17 protein-coding genes and 1 pseudogene are annotated in these 21,193 nt (G+C 65.0%); 7 read left to right on the forward strand and 11 right to left on the reverse strand.

The features are described 5' to 3' along the window. Positions 1–98 precede the first annotated feature (98 nt). Both ACEN42_RS10585 and waaC read right to left on the reverse strand, forming a co-directional pair. Positions 99–1,241, reverse strand: coding sequence for a glycosyltransferase family 4 protein (locus ACEN42_RS10585; protein WP_371879907.1), 1,143 nt, complete (start codon positions 1,239–1,241; stop codon positions 99–101). Beyond that, positions 1,238–2,206, reverse strand: coding sequence for a lipopolysaccharide heptosyltransferase I (gene waaC / locus ACEN42_RS10590; RefSeq protein WP_371879908.1), 969 nt, complete (start codon positions 2,204–2,206; stop codon positions 1,238–1,240). Before waaC ends, ACEN42_RS10585 begins: the two co-directional genes overlap by 4 nt. 265 nt (positions 2,207–2,471) lie before the next feature. Here waaC and ACEN42_RS10595 point away from each other — a divergent pair, with 265 nt between their 5' ends. Beyond that, positions 2,472–3,233, forward strand: coding sequence for a glycosyltransferase family 2 protein (locus ACEN42_RS10595; RefSeq protein ID WP_371879909.1), 762 nt, complete (start codon positions 2,472–2,474; stop codon positions 3,231–3,233). 17 nt (positions 3,234–3,250) lie between these two features. Here the strand turns inward: ACEN42_RS10595 and dnaE are convergent, their stop codons facing one another. After that, positions 3,251–6,784 carry a DNA polymerase III subunit alpha gene (dnaE, locus tag ACEN42_RS10600; protein WP_371881109.1) on the reverse strand — a complete coding sequence of 1,178 codons (3,534 nt, stop codon included), beginning with the start codon at positions 6,782–6,784 and terminating at the stop codon, positions 3,251–3,253. 210 nt (positions 6,785–6,994) lie between these two features. Between dnaE and ACEN42_RS10605 the strand changes: the two genes are divergently transcribed. Both ACEN42_RS10605 and gluQRS read left to right on the forward strand, forming a co-directional pair. After that, the gene (locus ACEN42_RS10605; protein ID WP_371879910.1) at positions 6,995–7,858 is read left to right on the forward strand and encodes a sulfurtransferase; all 864 of its coding nucleotides are present in this window, start codon (positions 6,995–6,997) and stop codon (positions 7,856–7,858) included. 7 nt (positions 7,859–7,865) lie between these two features. Continuing rightward, positions 7,866–8,735 (forward strand): tRNA glutamyl-Q(34) synthetase GluQRS, encoded by an 870-nt coding sequence (gene gluQRS / locus ACEN42_RS10610; RefSeq protein WP_371879911.1) that lies wholly within the window; start codon positions 7,866–7,868, stop codon positions 8,733–8,735. 65 nt (positions 8,736–8,800) lie between these two features. Here the strand turns inward: gluQRS and ACEN42_RS10615 are convergent, their stop codons facing one another. Continuing rightward, positions 8,801–10,285, reverse strand: a complete 1,485-nt coding sequence (locus ACEN42_RS10615; protein ID WP_238210217.1) for a DEAD/DEAH box helicase — start codon at positions 10,283–10,285, stop codon at positions 8,801–8,803. On the opposite strand from ACEN42_RS10615, the gene ACEN42_RS10620 reads away from it, so the two are divergent. Further along, positions 10,266–10,637 carry a hypothetical protein gene (locus tag ACEN42_RS10620; RefSeq protein WP_374191179.1) on the forward strand — a complete coding sequence of 124 codons (372 nt, stop codon included), beginning with the start codon at positions 10,266–10,268 and terminating at the stop codon, positions 10,635–10,637. The genes ACEN42_RS10615 and ACEN42_RS10620 overlap by 20 nt on opposite strands. 67 nt (positions 10,638–10,704) lie before the next feature. On the opposite strand, the gene ACEN42_RS10625 is transcribed toward ACEN42_RS10620, so the two are convergent. The 3 genes from ACEN42_RS10625 to purT are packed head-to-tail and all read right to left on the reverse strand — an operon-like array spanning position 10,705 to position 12,540. Continuing rightward, positions 10,705–11,061: an MliC family protein gene (locus ACEN42_RS10625; protein WP_238288243.1), complete on the reverse strand. Its 357-nt coding sequence runs from the start codon at positions 11,059–11,061 to the stop codon at positions 10,705–10,707. Between the two features lie 44 nt (positions 11,062–11,105). Next, positions 11,106–11,282: a DUF6726 family protein gene (locus tag ACEN42_RS10630; RefSeq protein WP_371879912.1), complete on the reverse strand. Its 177-nt coding sequence runs from the start codon at positions 11,280–11,282 to the stop codon at positions 11,106–11,108. Between the two features lie 25 nt (positions 11,283–11,307). After that, a complete protein-coding gene (gene purT, locus ACEN42_RS10635; RefSeq protein ID WP_187609459.1) occupies positions 11,308–12,540 on the reverse strand; it encodes a formate-dependent phosphoribosylglycinamide formyltransferase in 1,233 nt (410 codons plus the stop codon). Between the two features lie 274 nt (positions 12,541–12,814). Between purT and ACEN42_RS10640 the strand changes: the two genes are divergently transcribed. After that, complete coding sequence (locus ACEN42_RS10640; protein WP_238210213.1) at positions 12,815–13,405, forward strand: META domain-containing protein; 591 nt, start codon at positions 12,815–12,817, stop codon at positions 13,403–13,405. A gap of 2,207 nt (positions 13,406–15,612) precedes the next feature. Next, a pseudogene (locus ACEN42_RS10645) lies at positions 15,613–17,088 on the forward strand (DNA translocase FtsK); the annotation flags it as partial. A 3-nt stretch (positions 17,089–17,091) separates the two neighbouring features. Here ACEN42_RS10645 and ACEN42_RS10650 read toward each other — a convergent pair. The 3 genes from ACEN42_RS10650 to ACEN42_RS10660 form a co-directional block, all read right to left on the reverse strand. Next, positions 17,092–18,144, reverse strand: a complete 1,053-nt coding sequence (locus tag ACEN42_RS10650; protein ID WP_187609462.1) for a transporter — start codon at positions 18,142–18,144, stop codon at positions 17,092–17,094. An 86-nt stretch (positions 18,145–18,230) separates the two neighbouring features. After that, on the reverse strand, positions 18,231–18,797 hold the full coding sequence (locus ACEN42_RS10655; protein WP_238288102.1) for an antimicrobial peptide resistance and lipid A acylation PagP: 567 nt from the start codon (positions 18,795–18,797) through the stop codon (positions 18,231–18,233). 69 nt (positions 18,798–18,866) lie between these two features. Continuing rightward, positions 18,867–20,183, reverse strand: coding sequence for a lactonase family protein (locus tag ACEN42_RS10660; RefSeq protein WP_371879913.1), 1,317 nt, complete (start codon positions 20,181–20,183; stop codon positions 18,867–18,869). Positions 20,184–20,386: 203 nt separating this feature from the next. Between ACEN42_RS10660 and ACEN42_RS10665 the strand changes: the two genes are divergently transcribed. Continuing rightward, positions 20,387–20,539: a DUF3096 domain-containing protein gene (locus ACEN42_RS10665; RefSeq protein WP_074168899.1), complete on the forward strand. Its 153-nt coding sequence runs from the start codon at positions 20,387–20,389 to the stop codon at positions 20,537–20,539. A 157-nt stretch (positions 20,540–20,696) separates the two neighbouring features. On the opposite strand, the gene ACEN42_RS10670 is transcribed toward ACEN42_RS10665, so the two are convergent. Continuing rightward, entirely contained in the window at positions 20,697–20,945 is a 249-nt protein-coding gene (locus tag ACEN42_RS10670; RefSeq protein ID WP_035506343.1) for a hypothetical protein, read from the reverse strand. Between the last annotated feature and the right edge of the window lie 248 nt (positions 20,946–21,193).

The following is a 21,193-nucleotide window of genomic DNA, read 5'->3' on the forward strand; positions in this document are numbered from 1 at the left end:
GATGCGCGCCGTTGTTCAGTCGCTGCCGCCAGGCCGTTCGCGAGATACCCGACCTCGCGCAGAAAAGCCGTGTTGGGATGCAGTGTACGCGTGCGCCGTCAGACGCTGCGCGCCGCGCCGCCCTGCCGATAGACTTCTTCAGTGTCCGCGATGAAGCGCTCGTCCGAAAACTCGTGGACGGCTCGCTCGCGCGCTCGTGCTCCGATGGCCGGCAATCGATCGCGCCCGGCGATGATCGTCTGCAGCAGCGAAGAAAGGCCCGCGGTGTCGCGCGGTTCCACGATCCATCCATCCACGCCGTCGTCGATATTTTCCGGCAAGCCGGCGTAGCGCGACACGATCACGGGCTTGCCCATCGCCATCATTTCCCGGCACGCGAAGGATACGGTTTCGATCGCATAGGACAGCACGAAACCGATGTCGAACGACGCGATCACATTCGGCACATCCTCGACGAATCCCGCGACATGCACGCGCCCGCTCATGCCGAGCGCCTCGATTTGCTGACGCTGCTCGGCGTTCGGCTCGACGCCCGCCACGACCACCATCACCTCGTCGCGCAGCGGTTCGGGCAGCGCCGCCACCGCCTCGATCATGCCCATGGTGCCTTTGTACCAGTCGAAGCCGGTCACGGTGCCGATCACGAGCCGGTCGCCTGCGCGCGGCCCGAGCAAAGCGCCGCGCTGTTGCGCCGCCGCCTGCGGATCGCGCGGCGCATAGCGGCCGACCGTATCGATGCCGTTCTTGATGACCGTGACGGGACAACGCCCGTACACCGACTCGCGCATCAGTTGCGCGGTCGAGTCCGAGACGGCGATGACGTCGTCGGTGGCGCGCGTCGCTCGCAGTCTCGTCAGGAAATCGTGCTTGATTCGGATCGAGTTGTGCTTCGTCAGGACGATTCGCGGACGCTTTCCCTTCCACGCGAGCATGACGAGCATCACCAGCCGATGATCCGGCGATCCATTCACATGAATGACGTCGAAGCGCTCGCGTTCGAGCAGACCCCGCAGCGCGCGATATTCTCCGGGCAGCTTCGCGAGATCCTTGAACTTCGCGGAAAAATCGATCGGAAAGGTCGTGACGCCGGGCGACGCGCCCGCCTGCATGAAGAGACGGCTCGTGGCCGGCGCCGCGACGAAGATCCGATGCTGCGGCGACAATGCCTGCGCGATGGCAAGGATATAGGTATCGTGACCGCCGCCCCGACCGCGGTGGAAGTTAGTCAGAAGAATTTTCAAGCCGATTTCCTTACATGCTCGATAGCGTCGAGTGCTTCGGCGACGGAGGGTGGCCTGCCGTCGTCGCCGATCGAAATGCACAAGTCCGGAATGTCGATGCCGAAAAGCGGACGCGACGTCGCGCTGAAGATCATCACGGTCGGCCGGCGCAGCGCGCTCGCGAGATGCACGAGGCCGGTATCGGTTCCAACGACGAGCGCGCTCAACTGGATACACTGCGCGAGCTCGACGACCGACATCTTCGGCAGCACATGCGCACCGGGCACGCCTCGCGCGATGGCTTCGGCGTTGTCGCGCTCGGCATCGGTGCCCCACGGCAGCAAAGGCGTCACGCCACATTCGACGAGCGACTGTCCCACCGCGATCCAGTTCTCGACGGGCCACTTCTTCTCTTCCTTCGACGTCGCATGAAACAGCAGCGCGTACGGCGCGTGCCTGACCGTCCCGGGCGGCACGGCGGGTTGAGGCACGGTGAGAACGATCGACGGAACGGGTTCGATCGGATAGTCGAGCGCTTCGCTCAGCGCGCGGCGCATGCCGTCCCACGCGTTCCTGTCGTGGCGCGGCGCGAACCGGTCCGAATAGGCGAATGCGGCGCCGCGTTCACCGAGATTGACGTTGTCGTAACCGAAGCGACGCTTTGCGCGCGCGAGAAACGAGATGATGGCGCTCTTGTAGACGCCGTGCAGATCGAAGACCGCATCGTAGCGTTCGCGGCGCAGTTCCTTGATCGACGCCCAGATCGCCGCGAAATCCTTCGCGCTGCGGGTTTTCTTGAAGCGCCGCAATGGCGCATACAGCACACGCGAAATCCCGGGATTCCAGCGCAATATGTCCGCGAATGCCTCATCGACGGCCCAATCGATCTGCACGCCCGGAAACGCGCGATGCAGGTCCGCGACGACAGCCTGTGCCTGGATCACGTCGCCCATCGAAGTGACCTTGACTACTAAGATTCGCTTCATTCAGAAAATTGCGGGAAAGCCCGTTGCGACCGTTGTGAGAGTTGCTTTCGGAAAGTGAGTCCGGAACGCGGCGCCACGAGAGATATGCGATAGCAAGCGCTATGACCGTCTCGCGCATTTCCCGTCCGGGCTCTTGCGACAAGACTGATGTGTGACATTATACAGTCCCCGTTCTCCTGAAACCGGCTATCACGGGGCCAATCGGCGGGTCGCCGGGGCGAAACTCGTCTCGCTGCCGCCCGCGTCAGGCATACCGCCCAGCAAAATGAACCGACCCACACTCGGCATCGCTCTCATCACCTACAACGCGTCTGCGCGGCTCGCGCAGTGCCTGCAATCGGTCGCCTTCGCTGACGATATCGTCGTGATCGACGGCGGCAGCACCGACGGTACGGCGGAGATCGCGCAGGCGCATGGCGCGCGCGTGCGGATCGAGCGCGACTGGCCCGGCTTCGGGCCGCAGAAAAATCGCGCGCTCGACGCGCTTTCCACCGACTGGATTCTGTCCATCGACGCGGACGAAATCGTCACCCCGGAGCTCGCGGCGGCCATTCGAACGGCCATCGATACGCCGCGCGCCGATGTCTGCACGGTGGACCGGCTTTCGAGCTTCTGCGGCGAATGGGTCAGACATAGCGGCTGGTATCCCGACCGTCTGGCGAGGCTTTTTCGACGCGGCGCGGCGCACTTCTCGGATGACCTCGTGCACGAGCGGCTGGTCTTCGACCCGGCGAAGCCCGTTGCGCGACTCGAAGGCAAGCTGCTTCACTACTCGTACGAAGACTTCGAGACCGTTCTGCGCAAGCTCGATGCGTATTCCAGCGCAGGCGCGCTGCAACGTCATTCGGCTGGCAAGCGCGGCAGTCTGGGGATTGCCGTGACGCGCGGACTATGGGCGTTCGTGCGCACCTACTTTCTGCGTCGCGGGTTTCTGGACGGTCGGACAGGCTTCATGATCGCAGTGTTCAACGCTCAAACCGTCTATTACCGCTTTCTGAAGCTCGCCCGTCTCAACGACACGCGCTGACACCGCCAGCGGCGGTGTCAGTAGACGATTTCGATCGCGCTGCCCGCGAATTCACCGCGCAGCGCCGTGATGAGTTCGTCGGTCGGCTTGACGCGCCACGCGTCGCCGAGGCGCACTTCGCCTTCGGCATGCTCGCTGCGATAGACGATGCTCACGTTCAGGCCGTTCGGAATCGGCGCGCTTTGACGCGAACGGCCGTTATCGCGAGCAGACGGCGCGGCAACGGGCGCAGGCGCTTCGGCGCCCGCCGCATGCGCTTCGAGCACGCGGCGCAAGCGCAACGCATCGGCGTTGCCGTTCATCTCGACCTTCACGGACTGCGCATAGCGGCTGCGCGCGCGTTCGAGGTCCATCGCCGTATCGACGGTGAAGCGGATGCCCCCCGTGAACGCGTCGTTGCGCGCCTGACCCTGCACGACGAGCAACTCGTCTTCCTTGAAGAGCGCCTTGTTCGCCTCGAATTGCTCGTTGAAGACGGTGACTTCGCACTGCCCGCTGCCATCGTCGAGATTGACGATCAGCATCTTGCCCCGCTGCGTCATCTGCGTGCGCATCGCCGAAATGACGCCCGCGACCAGCTTGTCGCGCCCTTCTTTCAGCTCGCCGATTTTCTGGCGCACGAAACGGCGCACTTCGCCCTTGTACGCGTCGAAGAGATGGCCCGACAGATAGAAGCCGAGCGCGGTCTTCTCTTCCTGCAAACGCTTCTTGTCGGACCACTCGGCTTCGTCGACGTACTCGTGTTTCGCGAGCGGCGCGTCGCCCATGTCGAAGAGACCGGCTTGCATTGCGTTCGCGGCGGCCTGATCGGCGGCTTCCATCGCGAGCGGCACCGATGCGAGCAATTGCGCGCGATTCGCGTGCACCGTGTCGAACGCGCCCGAGCGGATCAACGCTTCCACCGTGCGACGATTCACGACACGACGGTCGATGCGCTCGCAGAAATCGAACAGATCGACGAACGGGCCGTCCTCGCGCGCGCGCAGGATTTCCTCGATGGCGTTCTGCCCGCTGCCCTTCACCGCGCCCAGACCATAGCGAATGGTTTTCGAGCGCTTGCCGTCAGGTTCCGCGACCGGCTCGAAGCGATACGCCGAGCGGTTGATGTCCGGCGGCAGCACCGCCATGCCGTTCGTGATGCAGTCCTCGAAGAGGATCTTCACCTTGTCGGTGTCGTCCATGGCGAGCGACATGTTGGCCGCCATGAATTCCGCCGGATGATGCGCCTTGAGCCACGCCGTGTGATACGCGAGCAACGCATAGGCGGCCGCGTGCGACTTGTTGAAGCCGTAGCCGGCGAACTTCTCCATCAGGTCGAAGGTTTCGTCGGCCTTCTCGCGCGTGAGGCCGTTCTTCGCCGCGCCTTCCGCGAAAATCTCGCGATGCTTGGCCATCTCCTCGGGCTTCTTCTTGCCCATTGCGCGACGCAGCAAGTCCGCGCCGCCGAGCGAGTAGCCGCCGATGATCTGCGCCATCTGCATCACCTGCTCCTGGTAGACCATGATGCCGTAGGTCTCTTTCAGAACAGGCTCGACGCGCGGGTCCGGATATTCGACGATCTCGCGTCCGTGCTTGCGCGCGCAGAAGCTCGGGATCAGGTCCATCGGGCCCGGACGATACAACGCCACGAGCGCGATGATGTCCTCGAAGCGGTCCGGCTGCGCGTCCTTCAGCATGCCTTGCATGCCGCGGCTTTCGAGCTGAAACACGGCGACGGTGTTCGCTTTCTTGAGGATCGAGAACGACGCCGGATCGTCGAGCGGCACCTGCGCGAGATTCCAGTCCTTCTTCGACGGATCGAGCCGGCGGATATAGCGCTCGGCCCAGTCGAGAATGGTGAGCGTGGTCAGGCCCAGAAAGTCGAACTTCACGAGGCCGACGGCTTCAACGTCGTCCTTGTCGTACTGGCTGACGACGCCGCCGTCTTCGCCCTGCGTATAGAGCGGGCAGAAATCCGTGAGCTTGCCCGGCGCGATCAGCACGCCGCCCGCGTGCATGCCGACGTTACGCGTGAGCCCTTCCACGCGCTGCGCGAGTTCGAGCAGCTGATGCACTTCGTCTTCGTTGTCGAAGCGTTCCTGCAGCGCGGGCTCTTCCTTCATCGCATCCGCGATGGTCACGTGCTTGCCGGGCTTGAACGGAATCAGCTTCGCGATGCCGTCCGTGAACATGTAGCCGAGATCGAGCACGCGGCCGATGTCGCGCACCGCGGCTTTCGCGGCCATCGTGCCGAAGGTGGCGATCTGCGAGACCGCATCCGCGCCGTACTTGCCCTTCACGTACTGGATGACGCGGTCGCGCCCTTCCTGACAGAAGTCGATGTCGAAGTCGGGCATCGACACGCGTTCCGGATTCAGAAAGCGCTCGAACAGCAGGTTGTAGCGCAAAGGATCGAGGTCGGTGATGCCGAGCGCATACGCGACCAGCGAACCCGCGCCCGAACCGCGGCCCGGACCGACGGGCACGCCATTGTTCTTCGCCCACATGATGAAGTCGGCGACGATCAGGAAGTAGCCCGGAAAGCCCATCTTGATGATCGTGCCGCACTCGAAGTCGAGGCGCGCGTAATACGTTTCGCGCTGCGCTTCACGTTCGGCGGCATCGGGATAAAGCTGTTGCAGCCGGACTTCGAGCCCTTCCTTCGACAACTGCACGAGGTAGTCGTCGAGCGACATGCCATCGGGCGTCGGGAAAAGCGGCAGCTTCGGCTTGCCGAGTTCGAGCGTCAGGTTGCAGCGCTTCGCGATCTCGACGGTGTTCGCGAGCGCCGACGGAATGTCCGCGAAGAGCGCGCACATCTCGTCCTGCGTGCGGAAAAACTGATCGTTCGTGAAGCGTTTCTGACGCCGCGGATTCGCGAGGATATCGCCTTCGGAAATGCACACGCGCGCTTCGTGCGCGGTGTAGTCGTCGGGCGTCATGAACTGCAGCGGATGCGTCGCGACCACGGGCAGCTTCAGCTTCGCGGCGAGCCTGACCGCTTCCTGAACGTAAGCCTGCTCGCCCGGCTGACCCGCGCGTTGCAATTCGATATAGAACGCGTTCGGAAAGAGCGCCGCCCAGCGCTCGGCATTGCGTTGCGCGGCGGCTGCATTGCCCGCCGCGAGCGCCATGCCGATGTCGCCCGTCTGCGCACCCGAGAGCGCGAGCAGCCCGGCGGCCAGACCTTCTTCGAGCCATTCGACCATCACCTCGGCGCGGCCGCGATACTGGTTCGTGAGCCACGCGCGGCTCAACAGCTCGCACAGATTGAGATAGCCCTCTTTGTCGCGCACGAGAAGAAGGAGACGCGAGGGCTTGTCGCGATCGGCGGGATTGGTGATCCAGACATCGCAGCCCGCGATGGGCTTGACGCCATTGTCGCGCGCTTCCTTGTAGAAGCGCACGAGACCGAACGCGTTGCCGAGATCGGTCAGCGCGAGCGCGCCTTGTCCGTCTTTTGCGGCAGCCTTGACGACGTCGTCCAGCCGCACGATGCCGTCGGCAATCGAGAATTCGGAGTGGACGCGGAGATGAACGAAGCGGGGATCTGACATGGCGGTATTGTACATGCGGGACATACGCGAAATCGGGCGCGGCGATCGCGTTGGCCGAACGGATAAGGCCCGCGCGCACGCCCGAAATTGCGCACGCGCAAGGCGAGGCGACGCGGCGGATCGAATCCGGGAGGGCCACGCGCCGTTTGCGGGATAATACGTGTTTTGCGCGCGATTCATCCGCGCACTTCTTACCCGTTACAGCCGTTTGCGCGTCATCCGATCATGAGCATTCTGAACCTCTCCGCCTATAAATTCGTCACCATCGAGGACGGCCTCGCGTGGCGGCCGCTCGTCACCGAACGCTGCAACGCGCTCGGCCTGAAAGGCACGATTCTGCTGGCGCCGGAGGGCATCAACCTTTTCATCGCGGGGCCGATCGCCGAAGTCCGCGAATTCATCGACTACATCCGCACGGATGAGCTCTTCGGCGGCCGTTTCGCCGATCTTCAGTTCAAGGAAAGTATTTCCGCGAAGCAGCCGTTTCGCCGCATGCTGGTGAAGCTCAAGCGCGAAATCATCACGATGAAGAAGCCCGCGATCAGGCCGGAACTCGGCCGCGCGCCGTCCGTCGATGCACCCACGCTGAAAGCCTGGCTCGACCGCGGCCATGACGACGAAGGCCGTCCGGTCGTGATGCTCGACACGCGCAACGCGTTCGAAGTGGATGTCGGCACGTTCGACAACGCGCTCGACTACCGCATCACGAAATTCAGCGAGTTTCCCGAGGTGATCGAGCAGAATCGCGCGGATCTGCAGGACAAGACCATCGTGTCGTTCTGCACCGGCGGAATCCGCTGCGAAAAGGCCGCGATTCACATGAAGGAAGTCGGCATCGAGCACGTCTATCAGCTCGAAGGCGGCATTCTGAAGTACTTCGAGGAAGTGGGCGGCGCGCATTACACCGGCGAATGTTTCGTGTTCGATTACCGCACGGCGCTCGATCCGAGCCTGCAGCCCACCGCGACCGCGCAATGCTTCGGCTGCCGCGCGGTGGTGTCGGTCGAAGATCAGACGTCGCCGTTCTACGCACCGGGCGAGACGTGCCCGGCTTGCCATCCCGACGCAAAGGTCAGCCGCGCGGCCTGAGCGCCCAATGTCTTATCGCGGCCGCTTCGCGCCCTCGCCCACCGGTCCGCTGCACGCGGGTTCGCTCGTCAGCGCGCTCGCGAGTTTTCTCGATGCGCGCGCGCACGGCGGAAGCTGGATCGTGCGCATCGAGGATGTCGATGCGCCGCGCACGGTGCCCGGCGCCGCCGATGAAATCCTCGCGACGCTCGCGCATTTCGGCATGCATTCGGACGAAGCTCCGGTCTGGCAAAGCGCGCGCGGCGATGCGTATCAGGCCGCGTTCGAACGCCTTCAGACGGCGGGCTTCATCTATCCGTGCGGCTGCACGCGACGCGAAATCGCGGATTCGCTGATCCACGCGCATGCGCGCCACGCTACGCTCGCCTATCCGGGGACATGCCGCGACGGCCTGCACGGCAAGCCCGCGCGCGCATGGCGGCTGCGTGTGCCGGATGGCGATGCGGCGGTCATTACGTTCGTCGATCGCTGGCAAGGACAGCAAACGCAGAATCTCGCGACGGAAGTCGGCGATTTCGCGCTGAAGCGTGCGGACGGGCTGTGGGCTTATCAACTCGCGGTCGTCGTCGATGACGCCGACGCCAGTATCACGCATATCGTGCGCGGTGCCGACCTGCTCGATTCGACCGCACGGCAAATCTATCTGCAGCAGTGCCTCGGTGTGCCCACACCGGCTTATCTGCATGTGGACGTCGTCAACAACGATGCCGGCGAAAAACTGAGCAAGCAGACGGGCGCGACGCCGCTCGACCGGCATGCGCCGCTCGAAGCGCTCGTCGAGGCGGCGAGGCATCTCGACATCCACGTTTCGGCTGGTTCGCTCGACATGTTCTACAGCGCCGCGACGGCCGAATGGGCGAAGCGCTTCGCACGCTAGGTCCATCGCCCAAAAGCAAAAAAGGCAGCCGCACGGGCTGCCTTTTTTCATTCGTCTTCAGGAAATCACGACGACTTGCGCGGCATTCCCAGCCCGCCGAGCAATGCCGCGAGCGGCTGCTTCGGCGCGCTCTTGCGCTCGGGTTCGACCGTTTCCTCGTGACGCTTCATCGCCGACGGCGACGGTTCATACGGCTTCAGGAAAAACTCGTCGACGGGCTGCTGACGGCCGCGCGGCCGATCGTGCGCGCCCGCCGGACGGCGGCGCGAACCAGACTCGTCGCGTGACGCGTGCCGATGCTCCGTGCGCTCCGGACGGCCGAAGCGCTCATCGCGGCGCGGCGCCGATCCGTCGTGACGGACGCGCGTCGTCACCTGAAGCGACTCGACTTCAAGCGGACGCTTGATCAGCTTCTCGATATCGGCGAGCTGCTTGCGCTCGTTCGCGCTGCACAGCGACAGCGCGTCGCCCGACGCGCCCGCGCGCCCGGTTCGGCCGATACGGTGCACGTAATCTTCCGCGTTGAACGGCAGATCGAAGTTGATGACCGCCGGCAATTCGGCGATATCGAGGCCGCGGGCGGCGACGTCGGTGGCAACGAGCGCCTCGATCTCGCCGCGCTTGAACGCGTCGAGCGCCTGCATGCGCTCGCTCTGCGTGCGGTCGCCGTGGATCGCCGTCGCGACGATGCCGTCGCGCTCCAGCACGCGCGCCAGCCGGCTCGCGCCGATCTTGCTGTTGCAGAACACGATCACCTGCTTAAGTTCGCGCTCGCGAATGAGTTGCGCGACCGCGCCGGACTTGTCGCTCTCGTGCACTTCGAAAACGATCTGGCGCACGTTGGTCGCCGTCGAATTGCTGCGCGCGACTTCGATCGTCTGCGGATTGCGCAGGTACGTCGACGCGAGCTTCTTGATTTCGGGCGAGAACGTGGCCGAGAACAGCAGCGTCTGACGCTCCTTCGGCAACAGATTCAGGATGCGCTGCAGGTCGGGCAGAAAGCCCATGTCCAGCATGCGGTCGGCTTCGTCGAGCACGAGCATCTGCACCTGGCCGAGATTGACCGTCTTTTGCTGCACGTGATCCAGCAAGCGTCCGGGCGTCGCGATCAGGATTTCGACGCCGCGGCGCAGCGCGTCGGACTGCGGATTCATGTCGACGCCGCCGAACACCACCGTGCTGCGCAGCGGCGTGTGCTTCGAGTAGGTCTGGACGTTGGCGGCGACCTGGTCGGCGAGTTCGCGCGTCGGCGTGAGCATCAGCGCGCGCACCGGATGGCGCGCGGGCGACGCGCTCGTGTTTGCCGAAGGCAACAGGCGCTGGATGATCGGCAGCGAGAAACTCGCGGTCTTGCCGGTGCCGGTCTGCGCGGCGCCCATGACGTCGCGGCCCGCGAGGACGACCGGAATCGCTTGCGCCTGAATCGGCGTGGGCGTGGTGTAGCCGGACTCGCTCACCGCTTTCAGGATGTCGGCGGACAATCCGAACTGGTCGAACGTCGACGCGTCGGCCCCTGCGGTGGACGTGTTCGTGGCGGCGGAATCGGACATGGTGACTATATTGGCTTTCGCTAAAGTGCCGCTCGATGCGGCGCGCGTAAAAAATCGGTCGAATCGTTCGGTCGAACGTCGCGACCGCTTGCTTACGCGGATGGGTTTCGTTGGCGCACGCGGCGCATCAAACAGGCACACGGTGCGCGCTGCACGGGGCGGCCGGTATCGAGCCTGCGCTCAGATGGGACACGGCTTCGATGACGCCTTGAAGGCAAGCGGCATCCCCGATTTTCTGAGCGGCGGTTCGCTCGAGGCCCGTGTACCGCTCAGCCGGCATCGAACGGCGATGCCGAAAATCCGGAATTCGGACCGGCTGCGATTTCCACAGCCGGAAAGCCGCACATTGTAGCACCGCACGCGAGTGCGCTCCCGCGGCGCGAAAGCACGGTCAGACCGCATTCCGGCATGCCGCGCGCCTACTTCTTGCGCGCTTCGCAATCTTCGAGCAGCGGCGGCGAATCCTTCGCGGCCATTTCGTCGTACAGGTTCGCCTGTGGACCCTTGGTCCACCACGTGTATTGATCGGCGACGTATTTCGCGCCCGATCCCGCGATCACGTTCACGAACAGCAGCTTGCGCCCGTCGACGGTCAGCGCCGCGAAGCTCTGACGATTGCGCGTGTTCGTGTACTGGACGGACACGCTCTTGCCGTCCTTGCAGTCGTAGCGCGTGGTTTGCGTCGACGCGGTCTGGATCTGCGGCACGGTGAGCGGCATGGCCAGCGCCGACTGCGCCACGAGCGACGCGAGCATGAGTGCGATTGTTTTCTTCATCATCCGATTCGCGATGGTTTCGAAGTCGATGCGCGCGCCGGCGATCACGGATCGATCACTTCCGCGCATGCGTCGGTCGGCGCTGCCGCGACATGCCCGACGACCGGCACGATCTTCAGCCCCGCCGACGCGATGCGGCACGGCGCCGCCGCAAGTCCGCAGCCCGAGAGTCCCAGGGAAACCACGACGAGCGCGGCCACCGCTTTCCATTTCACGTTCATGCTCCCGCCGACGCCCGCGCGCCGGTCATTTTGCCGAAACCGGCCGCACCTTCGACGCCGCGAGTTTCGCGCGCTCGCGTGCTTCGTCGGTGTCGGCGCCCGTCGCCACTGCGACACCCATGCGGCGTTTCACGAAGCTCTCCGGCTTGCCGAAAAGGCGCAAGTCCGCGCCCGGGACCGCGAGCGCTTGCGCCACGCCTTCGAACACGATGCCCGTTTCATCCAGACCGCCGTAGATGACGGCGGACGCGCCGGGCGCGCGCAAGGCGGTATCCACGGGCAAGCCGAGGATCGCGCGCGCATGCAATTCGAACTCGGAGAAGCGCTGCGTCGCGAGCGTGACGAGACCGGTGTCGTGCGGACGCGGGCTCACTTCGGAGAACCAGACGTCGTCGCCGCGCACGAAAAGCTCGACGCCGAAAAGTCCGCGTCCGCCGAGCGCGGTCGTCACCTTGGCGGCGACATCGCGCGCCTTTTCGAGCGCGGCCGGGCTCATCGGCTGCGGCTGCCACGATTCGACGTAATCGCCCGCGACCTGCACATGGCCGATCGGATCGCAGAAGTAGGTTTGCGTTTCGCCGCTCTCGGGGTCCGCCGCGCGCACGGTGAGCTGCGTGATCTCGTATTCGAAGTCGATGAAGCCCTCGACGATCACGCGGCCGTGATTCACGCGCCCGCCCGCCATCGCGTAGTTCCATGCCGGCTCGACATCGGCGTCGCTTTTGAGCACCGATTGCCCCTTCCCCGACGACGACATCACCGGCTTCACGACACACGGAAAACCGATTGTGGCGATTGCCGCCTTCATCTCGTCGAGCGATTGCGCGAACGCATAGGGCGATGTCGGCAGACCGAGTTCCTCGGCGGCGAGACGCCGGATGCCTTCACGGTTCATCGTGAGCTGCGTGGCGCGCGCCGTCGGGATGACGGTCGCGAGTTGCGCCGCTTCGATTTCAGCGAGCGCATCGGTCGCGATCGCCTCGATCTCCGGCACGATCAGATGCGGCTGCTCCTTCTCGACGAGCGCGCGCAGCGCGGCGGCGTCGGTCATGTCGATGACGTGCGCGCGATGCGCTACCTGATGCCCCGGCGCGTTCGCATAGCGGTCGACCGCGATGACTTCGACGCCCAGGCGCTGCAACGCGATGATCACTTCCTTGCCAAGCTCGCCCGCGCCGAGCAGCATCACGCGCGTGGCGTTGGCGGAAAGCGGCGTGCCGATGCGCAAGGCATCAGGACGAAATGAATCGGTCTGCATGAGTGCTCCGGGAATCGATCGGGTGACGAGGCCAGTAAAGCGAAAGCGGCGGAATTGGGCGCGATGTTAACACGCAGCGCCCGTCGCAACACTCTACCGTTCGGTCTATTGACGGCGTCGTCATGAACGGTATTGACACGTGAATGCGGATCGAAATTCCCCGCGCATCTGCGATCGATGACAGCCGCGGCAAACATTTTGTTGCTTGCGGGCGCTAGACAAATCGCAGGACGCGTGCGATACCCTTACGGTTTCGCCTGCTTCAGGATCATCGATGCCCACGCATTTCCTTCGCGCGTCCGCTCTTCGTTCGGCGCACTCATCGTCAAACTTCCTGTCGCGTCGCAAAGCGGCGCTTTCGCTTGCGTCCCGCGCGTGCGCGCTCGTCGTCGCGGCGAGCGTCGTCACTGGTTGCGCGATGCCGAAGCATCCCGATGCGAGCGCGCCGCCCACCGATCCTTATAATCCCGCCGCCACGCAATTGCTCGACGACACGCAATGGGAACTCACGAGCTGGACCGATGCGAGCGGCCAGCCGCGCGCGGTGCCGCACGCGGGCGAGAACGGCGCGCGGCCGCTCACGCTCGATTTCTCGACCGCGAACGGTCATCGCCAGGCGAGCGGCTTTTCGGGCTGCAACCGCTACAGCGGCACCTACGATCTGAAGGACGGCAAGCTGACGTTCGGCCCGCTCGCCGGCACGCGCATGGCGTGCGTCTCGGGTGCGGGCGCGGCGCTGGAGCGGCCCTATCTCGACGCGCTCGCGCATATCGCGAAAAGCGGCGTGCAGATGAATCCGCCGCCCGCGCTGAAACTGACGCTCGACGACGGCCAAGTGCTCACCTTCTCGGCTCGCGCGAAGTGATGTGTTGCGTACATGCGGCACACGCGTCGTGCGTGCGCGGCACCCGCGCGGTTCCCGCGCGGTTTCCCGTTAAACTGCTCGATCGAACAGTCCGGCCGGCACGCGCGGCCGGGCGCAGTCTTCGGGTCACAACCTGATTCGTTTCACCCAACATTGATTCAAGCTCAAGCATGCACATGGTAGTTCTCGGCTGGTTCGGTGCATCGGTCGTCTGGTTCCTTCCGCTCTTCTGGCGCATCGTCAAGCTGGCGCTGCCGGGCAGGGAAGGCGTTCGCGGCCCGGGCACGATCCGTCTCTGGCTCGGTTTTGTCGGCGTGCTGCTCGCGAGCAGCACGCTCGAAGGCGCGCTCGCAAACTCGCTCGAAACGCAGGCGAACATCAATCGCTGCGGACGCGCGCTCGCCACCGCGTTGAGCGGACCCGCGCATCTCGGCGGCGCAGCCGCGATCGCGGCCGTCGTGCTCGCGATATTCCTGCCCTGGCTGATCGAATTCAGCTGGCGTTCGGTGCTGGCGTGGGCGGACGAAGCGTTCGGCTTCGGCCTGCCGCAAAACTGGCTCACCCCGCGCGAACGCGAAAGCGAGGCGCGCCAGGCTTCGCCCGGCCGCGAAAAGGGTCGTGACAAGGGTCGCGACAAGGCAGGCAGCTGGTTCGAACGCCGCACCCGCGAAAGGGCCGCGCGCGATTCGCAGGAACGTGCTCATCGCGCCGAGCGTTTCGATGCGCCGCCGCCGCGCACGTCGCACGACGAGCCGACGCTCGGTCTTCCGACCGGCCCCCGTAGCAGCCGTTATCAGCGTCCGACGCCGTGGCGCCCGCCTGCCACCGGCAAGAGCGGCGTCAACCGCGCTTCGGCCACCACCGCGAGCGCAATCGCCACCGCCGAGGCTTACGCCAAGCGCCCCGCTTTCGAGGCCGCCGGCGTCTCGCCTCCGGTCGCGCAAACGGAGCCGGTCGTGCCTGCGGACTGGCTGAACCCGTCGACGTCTTCGGCGAATCGCGAGGCCGGCTCGGCGTTTGCGCCGCGTCGGGCGTCGGCATTCGAGCCTTCGGGTTCGGGCTTGCGCGCTTCCGTCGCCGTCGACAAGCCGCGCGCGTCCACGCCGCCGATGCCCGCGCCTCGCATGGATCGCCCGCGCAGTCCGGTGACGTCGATGCCTGCGCAACGGTCATCGGGGGTGGCGAGCACATCCACGTCCGTCGCGACCGGCGTTAGCGCCGCGCGCAGAACGCCTTTGCCGCAAACGCCACAGAACATCAGACGCGCCGCACCGCCCGCGCGTCCTTCCGCGGGTACGGCGACGCGTGAGTTCGCGCCGGCGCCGCTCGCCGCACCGGCGTTCTCGCGCCCGGCCGCGCCGCTCGGGCCGATCACGCCGCCGGCACCCGAAGCGATTCAGGCGACGTTGCGAGCCATCGAGGAGAAGACCGCGCTTTGGACATCGCTCGCAGGCGCGAGTCTCGCGCGCGGGCATGTGGCGATGGCGCGTGGCGGCCAGCCCGATGTTCAGCCGAACGCCGAGACGACCGCCGACGAACACGTCGTCGAGACGGCACCCGAATCGCGCATCGAGCCGGTAACGCCGCCGCCCGCAAAGGCCCAGGAATTCGATGCGCGCGTCGAGCCGCCGCTTATCGGTGCTCACGTGATCGCGCCCACGCTCGTCGAGCCGCCACCGCTCTTCGACTTGCGTCTGCCGGAGCCGCCGAGCGCCGACACCCCGATCGCGCCATCGCTTTCCACCCCTGCCTCTGCGTTCGACACAAACGCGGCGCAAGAGCCCGCGCGCATCGACCCGCCGACCGAGACGCCCGAGCTTCCGCCCGCCGCGCGAGCGCCAGAACCAGAACACGAACCGGACGCGCGCGATCTCGCGCCGACGCCGCCGTGGCTGGACGTACCCACATCGCGCGATACCGGCAGCGAGCCCCCTGCCCCGCCGCTCTTGCGCGTCGTCGACGAGCAGGACGACGTGCTCGATATGCCGGAGGAAGAACCGCTGCCCGTCGCCGAGCGCCAGGTTGCGGGCGACGAATTCGCTTCGCCGTCGAACGTCGTGCGCTTTCCGGGCATCGCGGCCGCGCCGTCGGTCGCAACCCAGTCTCCGGGTCAGCCGAACGCGGCGCCGCCCGAACCGCGTCAGCCGGTACGCGGCTCCGCGCCGACCGAGTTCGAATTCCATGCGCCGCACGCGTCGGCGGTGGAATTGCCGACGCTCGACTTGCTCGAAGCCGCCTCCGACGAGATCGAGCCCGTCTCCGAGGAACATCTGAGCGAAACCGGCCAGTTGATCGAGCAGCGCCTTCAGGAATTCAAGGTGCCGGTGACGGTGGTCGGCGCGTCCGCCGGTCCGGTCATCACGCGCTTCGAAGTCGAACCGGCGCTCGGCGTGCGCGGCAGCCAGATCGTCGGGCTGATGAAGGATCTGTCGCGCGGCCTCGGCCTCACGTCGATCCGCGTCGTCGAAACGATTCCCGGCAAGACCTGCATGGGCCTCGAACTGCCGAACGCGAAGCGCCAGATGATCCGCCTCTCGGAGATTCTCGAAGACGACGTGTATCGCACGTCGAAGTCGAATCTGACGATCGCGATGGGCAAGGACATTGTCGGCAATCCGGTCGTGACGGATCTCGCCCGCGCGCCGCACATGCTGGTCGCGGGCACGACGGGCTCGGGCAAGTCGGTCGCGATCAACGCGATGATCCTCTCGCTGCTCTACAAGGCGAAGCCCGAGGACGTGCGCCTCATCATGATCGATCCGAAGATGCTGGAGCTTTCCGTGTATGAAGGCATTCCGCATCTGCTCGCGCCGGTCGTCACCGACATGAAGCTCGCGTCGAACGCGCTCAACTGGTGCGTCGGCGAAATGGAGAAGCGTTACCGGCTGATGTCGGCGGTCGGCGTGCGCAATCTGCAAGGCTTCAACCAGAAGATTCGCAACACCGAGGCCGCGGGCAAGAAGCTCACGAACCCGTTCTCGCTCACACCCGACGCGCCCGAGCCGCTGTCCACGCTGCCGCTCATCGTCGTGGTCATCGACGAACTCGCGGACCTGATGATGGTCGCGGGCAAGCAAATCGAGCAGTTGATCGCGCGTCTCGCGCAGAAGGCGCGCGCGGCCGGCATCCATCTGATTCTCGCGACGCAGCGGCCGTCCGTCGACGTGATCACCGGCCTCATCAAGGCGAATATTCCGACGCGCGTGGCGTTCCAGGTGTCGTCGAAGATCGATTCGCGCACGATTCTCGACCAGATGGGCGCGGAATCGTTGCTCGGCGCGGGCGACATGCTGTTCCTGCCGCCCGGCACGGGCTATCCGCAGCGCGTGCACGGCGCGTTCGTCGCGGACGACGAAGTGCATCGCGTGGTCGAGTATCTGAAGCAGTTCGGCGAGCCGGAGTACGAGGAAGGCATTCTGTCCGGCCCGACGTCCGATGGCGGCGGCGGACAGGACCTCTTCGGCGAGACACCTGACGCCGAAGCCGATCCGCTCTACGACGAAGCCGTGGCTTTCGTCGTACGCACGCGGCGCGCGTCGATTTCGTCGGTGCAGCGGCAGTTGCGCATCGGCTATAACCGGGCGGCGCGCCTCGTCGAACAGATGGAAGCGGCCGGCCTCGTCTCGTCGATGAGCAACAACGGCAACCGCGAAGTGCTCGCCCCGCCCGGCCCGGCGGAGTGAGCGTTACCAGAGCCGAAGGCGGCGCAGCAGAAAGATCGTGATGGCGGCACAGCCCGTCATCACGCCGACCACGATCCAGAACGCCGCCGGATCCTTGGTGCCCGGCAAACCCGCCACGTTCATGCCGAAAATGCCCGTCACGAGCGTGGCGGGCAGCAGCAACGCGGACATGATCGCGAGCCAGAGCAGCTTGCGGTTGATGTCTTCCGACAGCGCCGCGGCGATTTCATCCTGCAACAACTTCGCGCGCTCGTAGAGTCCTTCCAGCCCGCCGCCCAGACCGTTCAGCACCTGAATTGCCTGCACGAGCGCTTCCATCGATCGCGGTTCGGCCCATTCCAGGCGACGCAACACGAGTTGCGTCAGCGCGTTGCGCTCCGGATCGATAAACCGCTTCACTTCCACGATGCGCCTCCGCGCGCCGCCCAGCATCGCGCGGCATTTCGAATGGCCTCCTTCGAGCACGCTTTCCTCGACATCGTCGAGACAGTCGCCGATTTCATCGATACGGTCCGCGAAGGTATCGTTCAGCGCGCGGATCAGCCCGGCGAAGAGATCGACGGAATCGCGAAACATCGCGCCTTCGAGGACGGCGTGGCGCAAGCGGTCGGTCGATTGCAGCGGCCGCGCGCGCACGGTGATCATGCGATGCCTGTCCACGTAAAAGCGCAGCGCGCCGGTCGCGCGGTTCGCCTCGCGCACGCCCGGCGCGGCGGCATCCGGCGTCTTCGCGACGAGTTCGAGGTCCGCGACGACGCCGTACATGAAGTTCGAGCCGATATGCACGCGCGGACGCTTGTCCTCGCCGTTCAGGAACTCGCGCGCGACATCGGGCATCGACGTGACGCCTTCGAGCCAGCCCTCGACGGCATCGTCGTTCGCCGACAGATGCAGCCACGTCGGGCCATCGCCCACGACGGCATCGCGCGCTTCGTCCCAGGTCAGGCGCAGCGCCTCGCCGCCAGCGAAGCTGAACGCGCTGATGAATCCCGGCGGCGCCGGTTCATTGCGCTTGAGCGGACGCTCGCGCGCGTCGAATGGTTGAGTCGTGTTCAATCTTGCATTCCCTGCTGTTGCCTTTCGATTTCCTCAGTACACCTTTCAGTCGATGCGAAAGAAAAGCGCCTCGGAAACGCATCGTACTAGAACTCGTAGCGGCCCCAGAAGAACGCGACGTCGCCGTCGTTCAGGCCGGGGATATGCGGGATGATCGTCGCCATGACGGACGCGCGCCGGTAGCGCACCGAGCCGATCGGCAGCGCGAGCGGCAACGGCACGTAATGGCCGATGTCGCTGCGCGCCGTGACGCCGACGAAGAACCCGCCGCCCGCCTGCAATCCGCCGAGCACCGGCTGCGTGTACCACTGGCGCGCGTAACCGCCGATCGGTTCGAAGTTGTGATGCGAATCCGAAAAGGCGAACGCGAACAGAATGTCCTCGTTGCCGTTCGCGTCGATCCAGTGCTTGCCCGCGCCGCCGCCGTACGACCACGGATTGAGTTCGCTGCGATCGCTGAAGCCGTCGATATGCCAGCCGTAACCCGTCACGTAGAGATCCCATGTGCCGTCGTGCACGACGCGCATCACGCGCTGGCACGCCGACGACATCCAGTCCCGCTTGAAATCGCATTCCTTGCTGTCGTCCGCGCGCGCCGCGAGTGGCGCGCATAGCATCGAAACCATGACCGCCTTGAGCAGTTTCGTTTTCATCGTCATCGGACAGCGTGTCGCTGTGTGAAACGCGGCTCGTCGGCCGCTCTCGTCGCTCCGATCAGACCGTCACGACGGCGATACGAACTTGAAATCGACCGGCGAGCCGATCGACAGTTGCTTCGGGTCCGACGCGAGCTCGCCGGTCTGCGGATCGCGGCGGAAGAAATACGTGCTGTCGCTCTCCTGATTGCCGACGATGAGCCAGCGCCCGGTCGGATCGATCGCGAATTCGCGCGGCGTCTTGCCGAGCGTCGGATAGCGTTTGACGTACTTCAGATGGCCGTTCTTCGGATCGACCGAAAACTGGACGATCTCGTTGGCGTCGCCTCGATTGGTCGCGTAAAGGAAACGTCCGTCCGGCGACATATGAACCGCCCCGCCGCCGATCTTGCCTCGGAAACCCGGCGCGATCATCGAATTGGTCTGAACCTGCGTGAGCTTGCCGTCGCGGTAATCGAACACGAGCACCGACGCGTTCAGTTCGGTCGTCAGATAGGCGTGTCTGCCGCCTGCGTCGAAGATCAGATGGCGTGGCCCGGAACCCGGCTTGATCAACGCGTAGCGCGCTTCGGTCGGACCGAAGAGGCCGCGTCCCGATGCCGACGGATCGGGCGTGTAGCGGTAAGCAAAGACCTTGTCGACACCGAGATCCTGCGCGAAGAGATACTTGCCGTCGGGCGAGAACACGGTCGAATGGACGTGCGAATTGTCCTGCCGTCCCTTCACCGGGCCGCCGCCTTCGTGATGCACGGTCAGCACCGAGTTGCCGACGTGGCCATCGGAGGACAGCGGAAAGACCGCAAAGCTGCCGCCCGGATTGGATGCGACGGAGTAGTTGGCGGTCAGCAGATACTTGCCGTCAGGCGAGAGCGCGAGGTAGCACGGATCGTTGCCGTCCGATGAAACGCGGTTGAGGAAGCTCAACTGGCCGGTCGCGCGATCGAAGCGAAAGGCGCTCACGCCGCCGCGCTGGGTCGCGGGGCCGTTGTCGCCGGGCAATTCGTTCACTGCATACACGTAATTCCGGTCACGGCTCACGACGAGATACGACGGATTGACCGTCTGCGCCGATGCGATGCGGGACAGTTCGCCGCTGGCCGTGTCGAAACGATAGACATAGATGCCTTCGCTCTTGCCGCCGCCCGTGTAGGTTCCGATCAGCAGATCGTAGACCTCTTTGCCCGGCGCGCCCGTCGTTGCCCCGCCGCTCGCTGCGCCCGGCGTGGCGGGCATCGTGGCGGTTTGCGCGAAGGACTGCGCCGCCGCCAGCGACAGCATCAGCGCGACACCTCTCGCCCACGCGATGGGCCTCGCGCGCATCGGGCGCGCGTCTTGCAACATCGATGCGGGCGAATTCGCGCCGCAGGGATGGCTCGGGTGCATGAAACCTCCTCATCGTCTCTTTGCTGCTTGTTATCGGGGCGACGCGCGAGTTCGCCGGCATCGCAAGGCCCAAGGACGTGCGGGAGCAAATTTCGCTCCAAACGGCGTGGACCGCCATCATGAGCGACGGGGTTCGCAGCCAAGATACACCACGCACGACAGGCCAACCGACACGATTCGAACCAACAACAGGAGTTGCCGCGATGACTATTCACCTAAGCCTTGGCCCGCTGGTTTCCCTGATCGCCGGGATCCTGATTCTCATCATGCCGCGGTTGCTGAACTTCATCGTCGCGATCTATCTGATCGTGATCGGGCTGATCGGTCTCTTCGGCATGGGATCGGCCCATTTCTGACGGACGCGAGACTGTCGTTGTGACGCCGATTCATCGCGTCGGTTCCGGACATGCGAACGGAAACGCGAGCGCACGCGCACGGGTTGAGCCGTGCGCGTGCGCAAAGTGTCACGAAAAAAGGACACGCGGATGGGCCGCGTGGGACGAGCGTGTATCGTCAGCCGTTCGCGAGCTGGTCGAGACGCAGGCGTCCCTGCAACGACAGCGCGCCGACCGAAACGCCGGCGACGCCGAAGGTGTAGCGGCTGAAGCAGCCGCGCTCCGTGAGGAATGCGGCGGCGGTTTCCATCGCGTTGCGCGACAGACCGAGATGCTTGTGATCGAGCGCGAGAAGCGCCTCGGCATCCGAGACGCGGCTTGCTGCGGAAAGGATGGCGATGCAGTCGGCTTTCGACGGATAGAGCATGGGTTCCGTTCCTCGAAAACGCTACGTTAGGGACCGGCCGGGAGCGCGCAGGCCGTTGCATGGCTCGCGCGCGTCACGCGCCGGGGTCATGCATGAAAGACGCGTGAAAGGCGCAAGAGTTTCAGCGCCGGGAGTAACAAAGGAAACGGCGCTTCGACCTTTCACGAAACTTCATTCTAAACATCAGTCGAATGCTTTTTCAACAGCGCGATCGGCGCTTCGCTAGCGCTTTTCCGCCAATCACGGCG

The sequence above is a fragment of the Caballeronia sp. S22 genome (genome assembly GCF_964261745.1).
GTDB lineage: Bacteria > Pseudomonadota > Gammaproteobacteria > Burkholderiales > Burkholderiaceae > Caballeronia > Caballeronia jiangsuensis.

Coding starts and splice junctions, on each gene's coding strand:
- waaC (WP_371879908.1), bottom strand. CDS start 2,206: ATGAAGCGAATCTTAGTAGTCAAGGTCACTTCGATGGGCGACGTGATC.
- ACEN42_RS10595 (WP_371879909.1), top strand. CDS start 2,472: ATGAACCGACCCACACTCGGCATCGCTCTCATCACCTACAACGCGTCT.
- dnaE (WP_371881109.1), bottom strand. CDS start 6,784: ATGTACAATACCGCCATGTCAGATCCCCGCTTCGTTCATCTCCGCGTC.
- ACEN42_RS10605 (WP_371879910.1), top strand. CDS start 6,995: ATGAGCATTCTGAACCTCTCCGCCTATAAATTCGTCACCATCGAGGAC.
- gluQRS (WP_371879911.1), top strand. CDS start 7,866: ATGTCTTATCGCGGCCGCTTCGCGCCCTCGCCCACCGGTCCGCTGCAC.
- ACEN42_RS10615 (WP_238210217.1), bottom strand. CDS start 10,285: ATGTCCGATTCCGCCGCCACGAACACGTCCACCGCAGGGGCCGACGCG.
- ACEN42_RS10625 (WP_238288243.1), bottom strand. CDS start 11,061: ATGAAGAAAACAATCGCACTCATGCTCGCGTCGCTCGTGGCGCAGTCG.
- ACEN42_RS10630 (WP_371879912.1), bottom strand. CDS start 11,282: ATGAACGTGAAATGGAAAGCGGTGGCCGCGCTCGTCGTGGTTTCCCTG.
- purT (WP_187609459.1), bottom strand. CDS start 12,540: ATGCAGACCGATTCATTTCGTCCTGATGCCTTGCGCATCGGCACGCCG.
- ACEN42_RS10640 (WP_238210213.1), top strand. CDS start 12,815: ATGCCCACGCATTTCCTTCGCGCGTCCGCTCTTCGTTCGGCGCACTCA.
- ACEN42_RS10655 (WP_238288102.1), bottom strand. CDS start 18,797: ATGAAAACGAAACTGCTCAAGGCGGTCATGGTTTCGATGCTATGCGCG.
- ACEN42_RS10660 (WP_371879913.1), bottom strand. CDS start 20,183: ATGCACCCGAGCCATCCCTGCGGCGCGAATTCGCCCGCATCGATGTTG.
- ACEN42_RS10665 (WP_074168899.1), top strand. CDS start 20,387: ATGACTATTCACCTAAGCCTTGGCCCGCTGGTTTCCCTGATCGCCGGG.
- ACEN42_RS10670 (WP_035506343.1), bottom strand. CDS start 20,945: ATGCTCTATCCGTCGAAAGCCGACTGCATCGCCATCCTTTCCGCAGCA.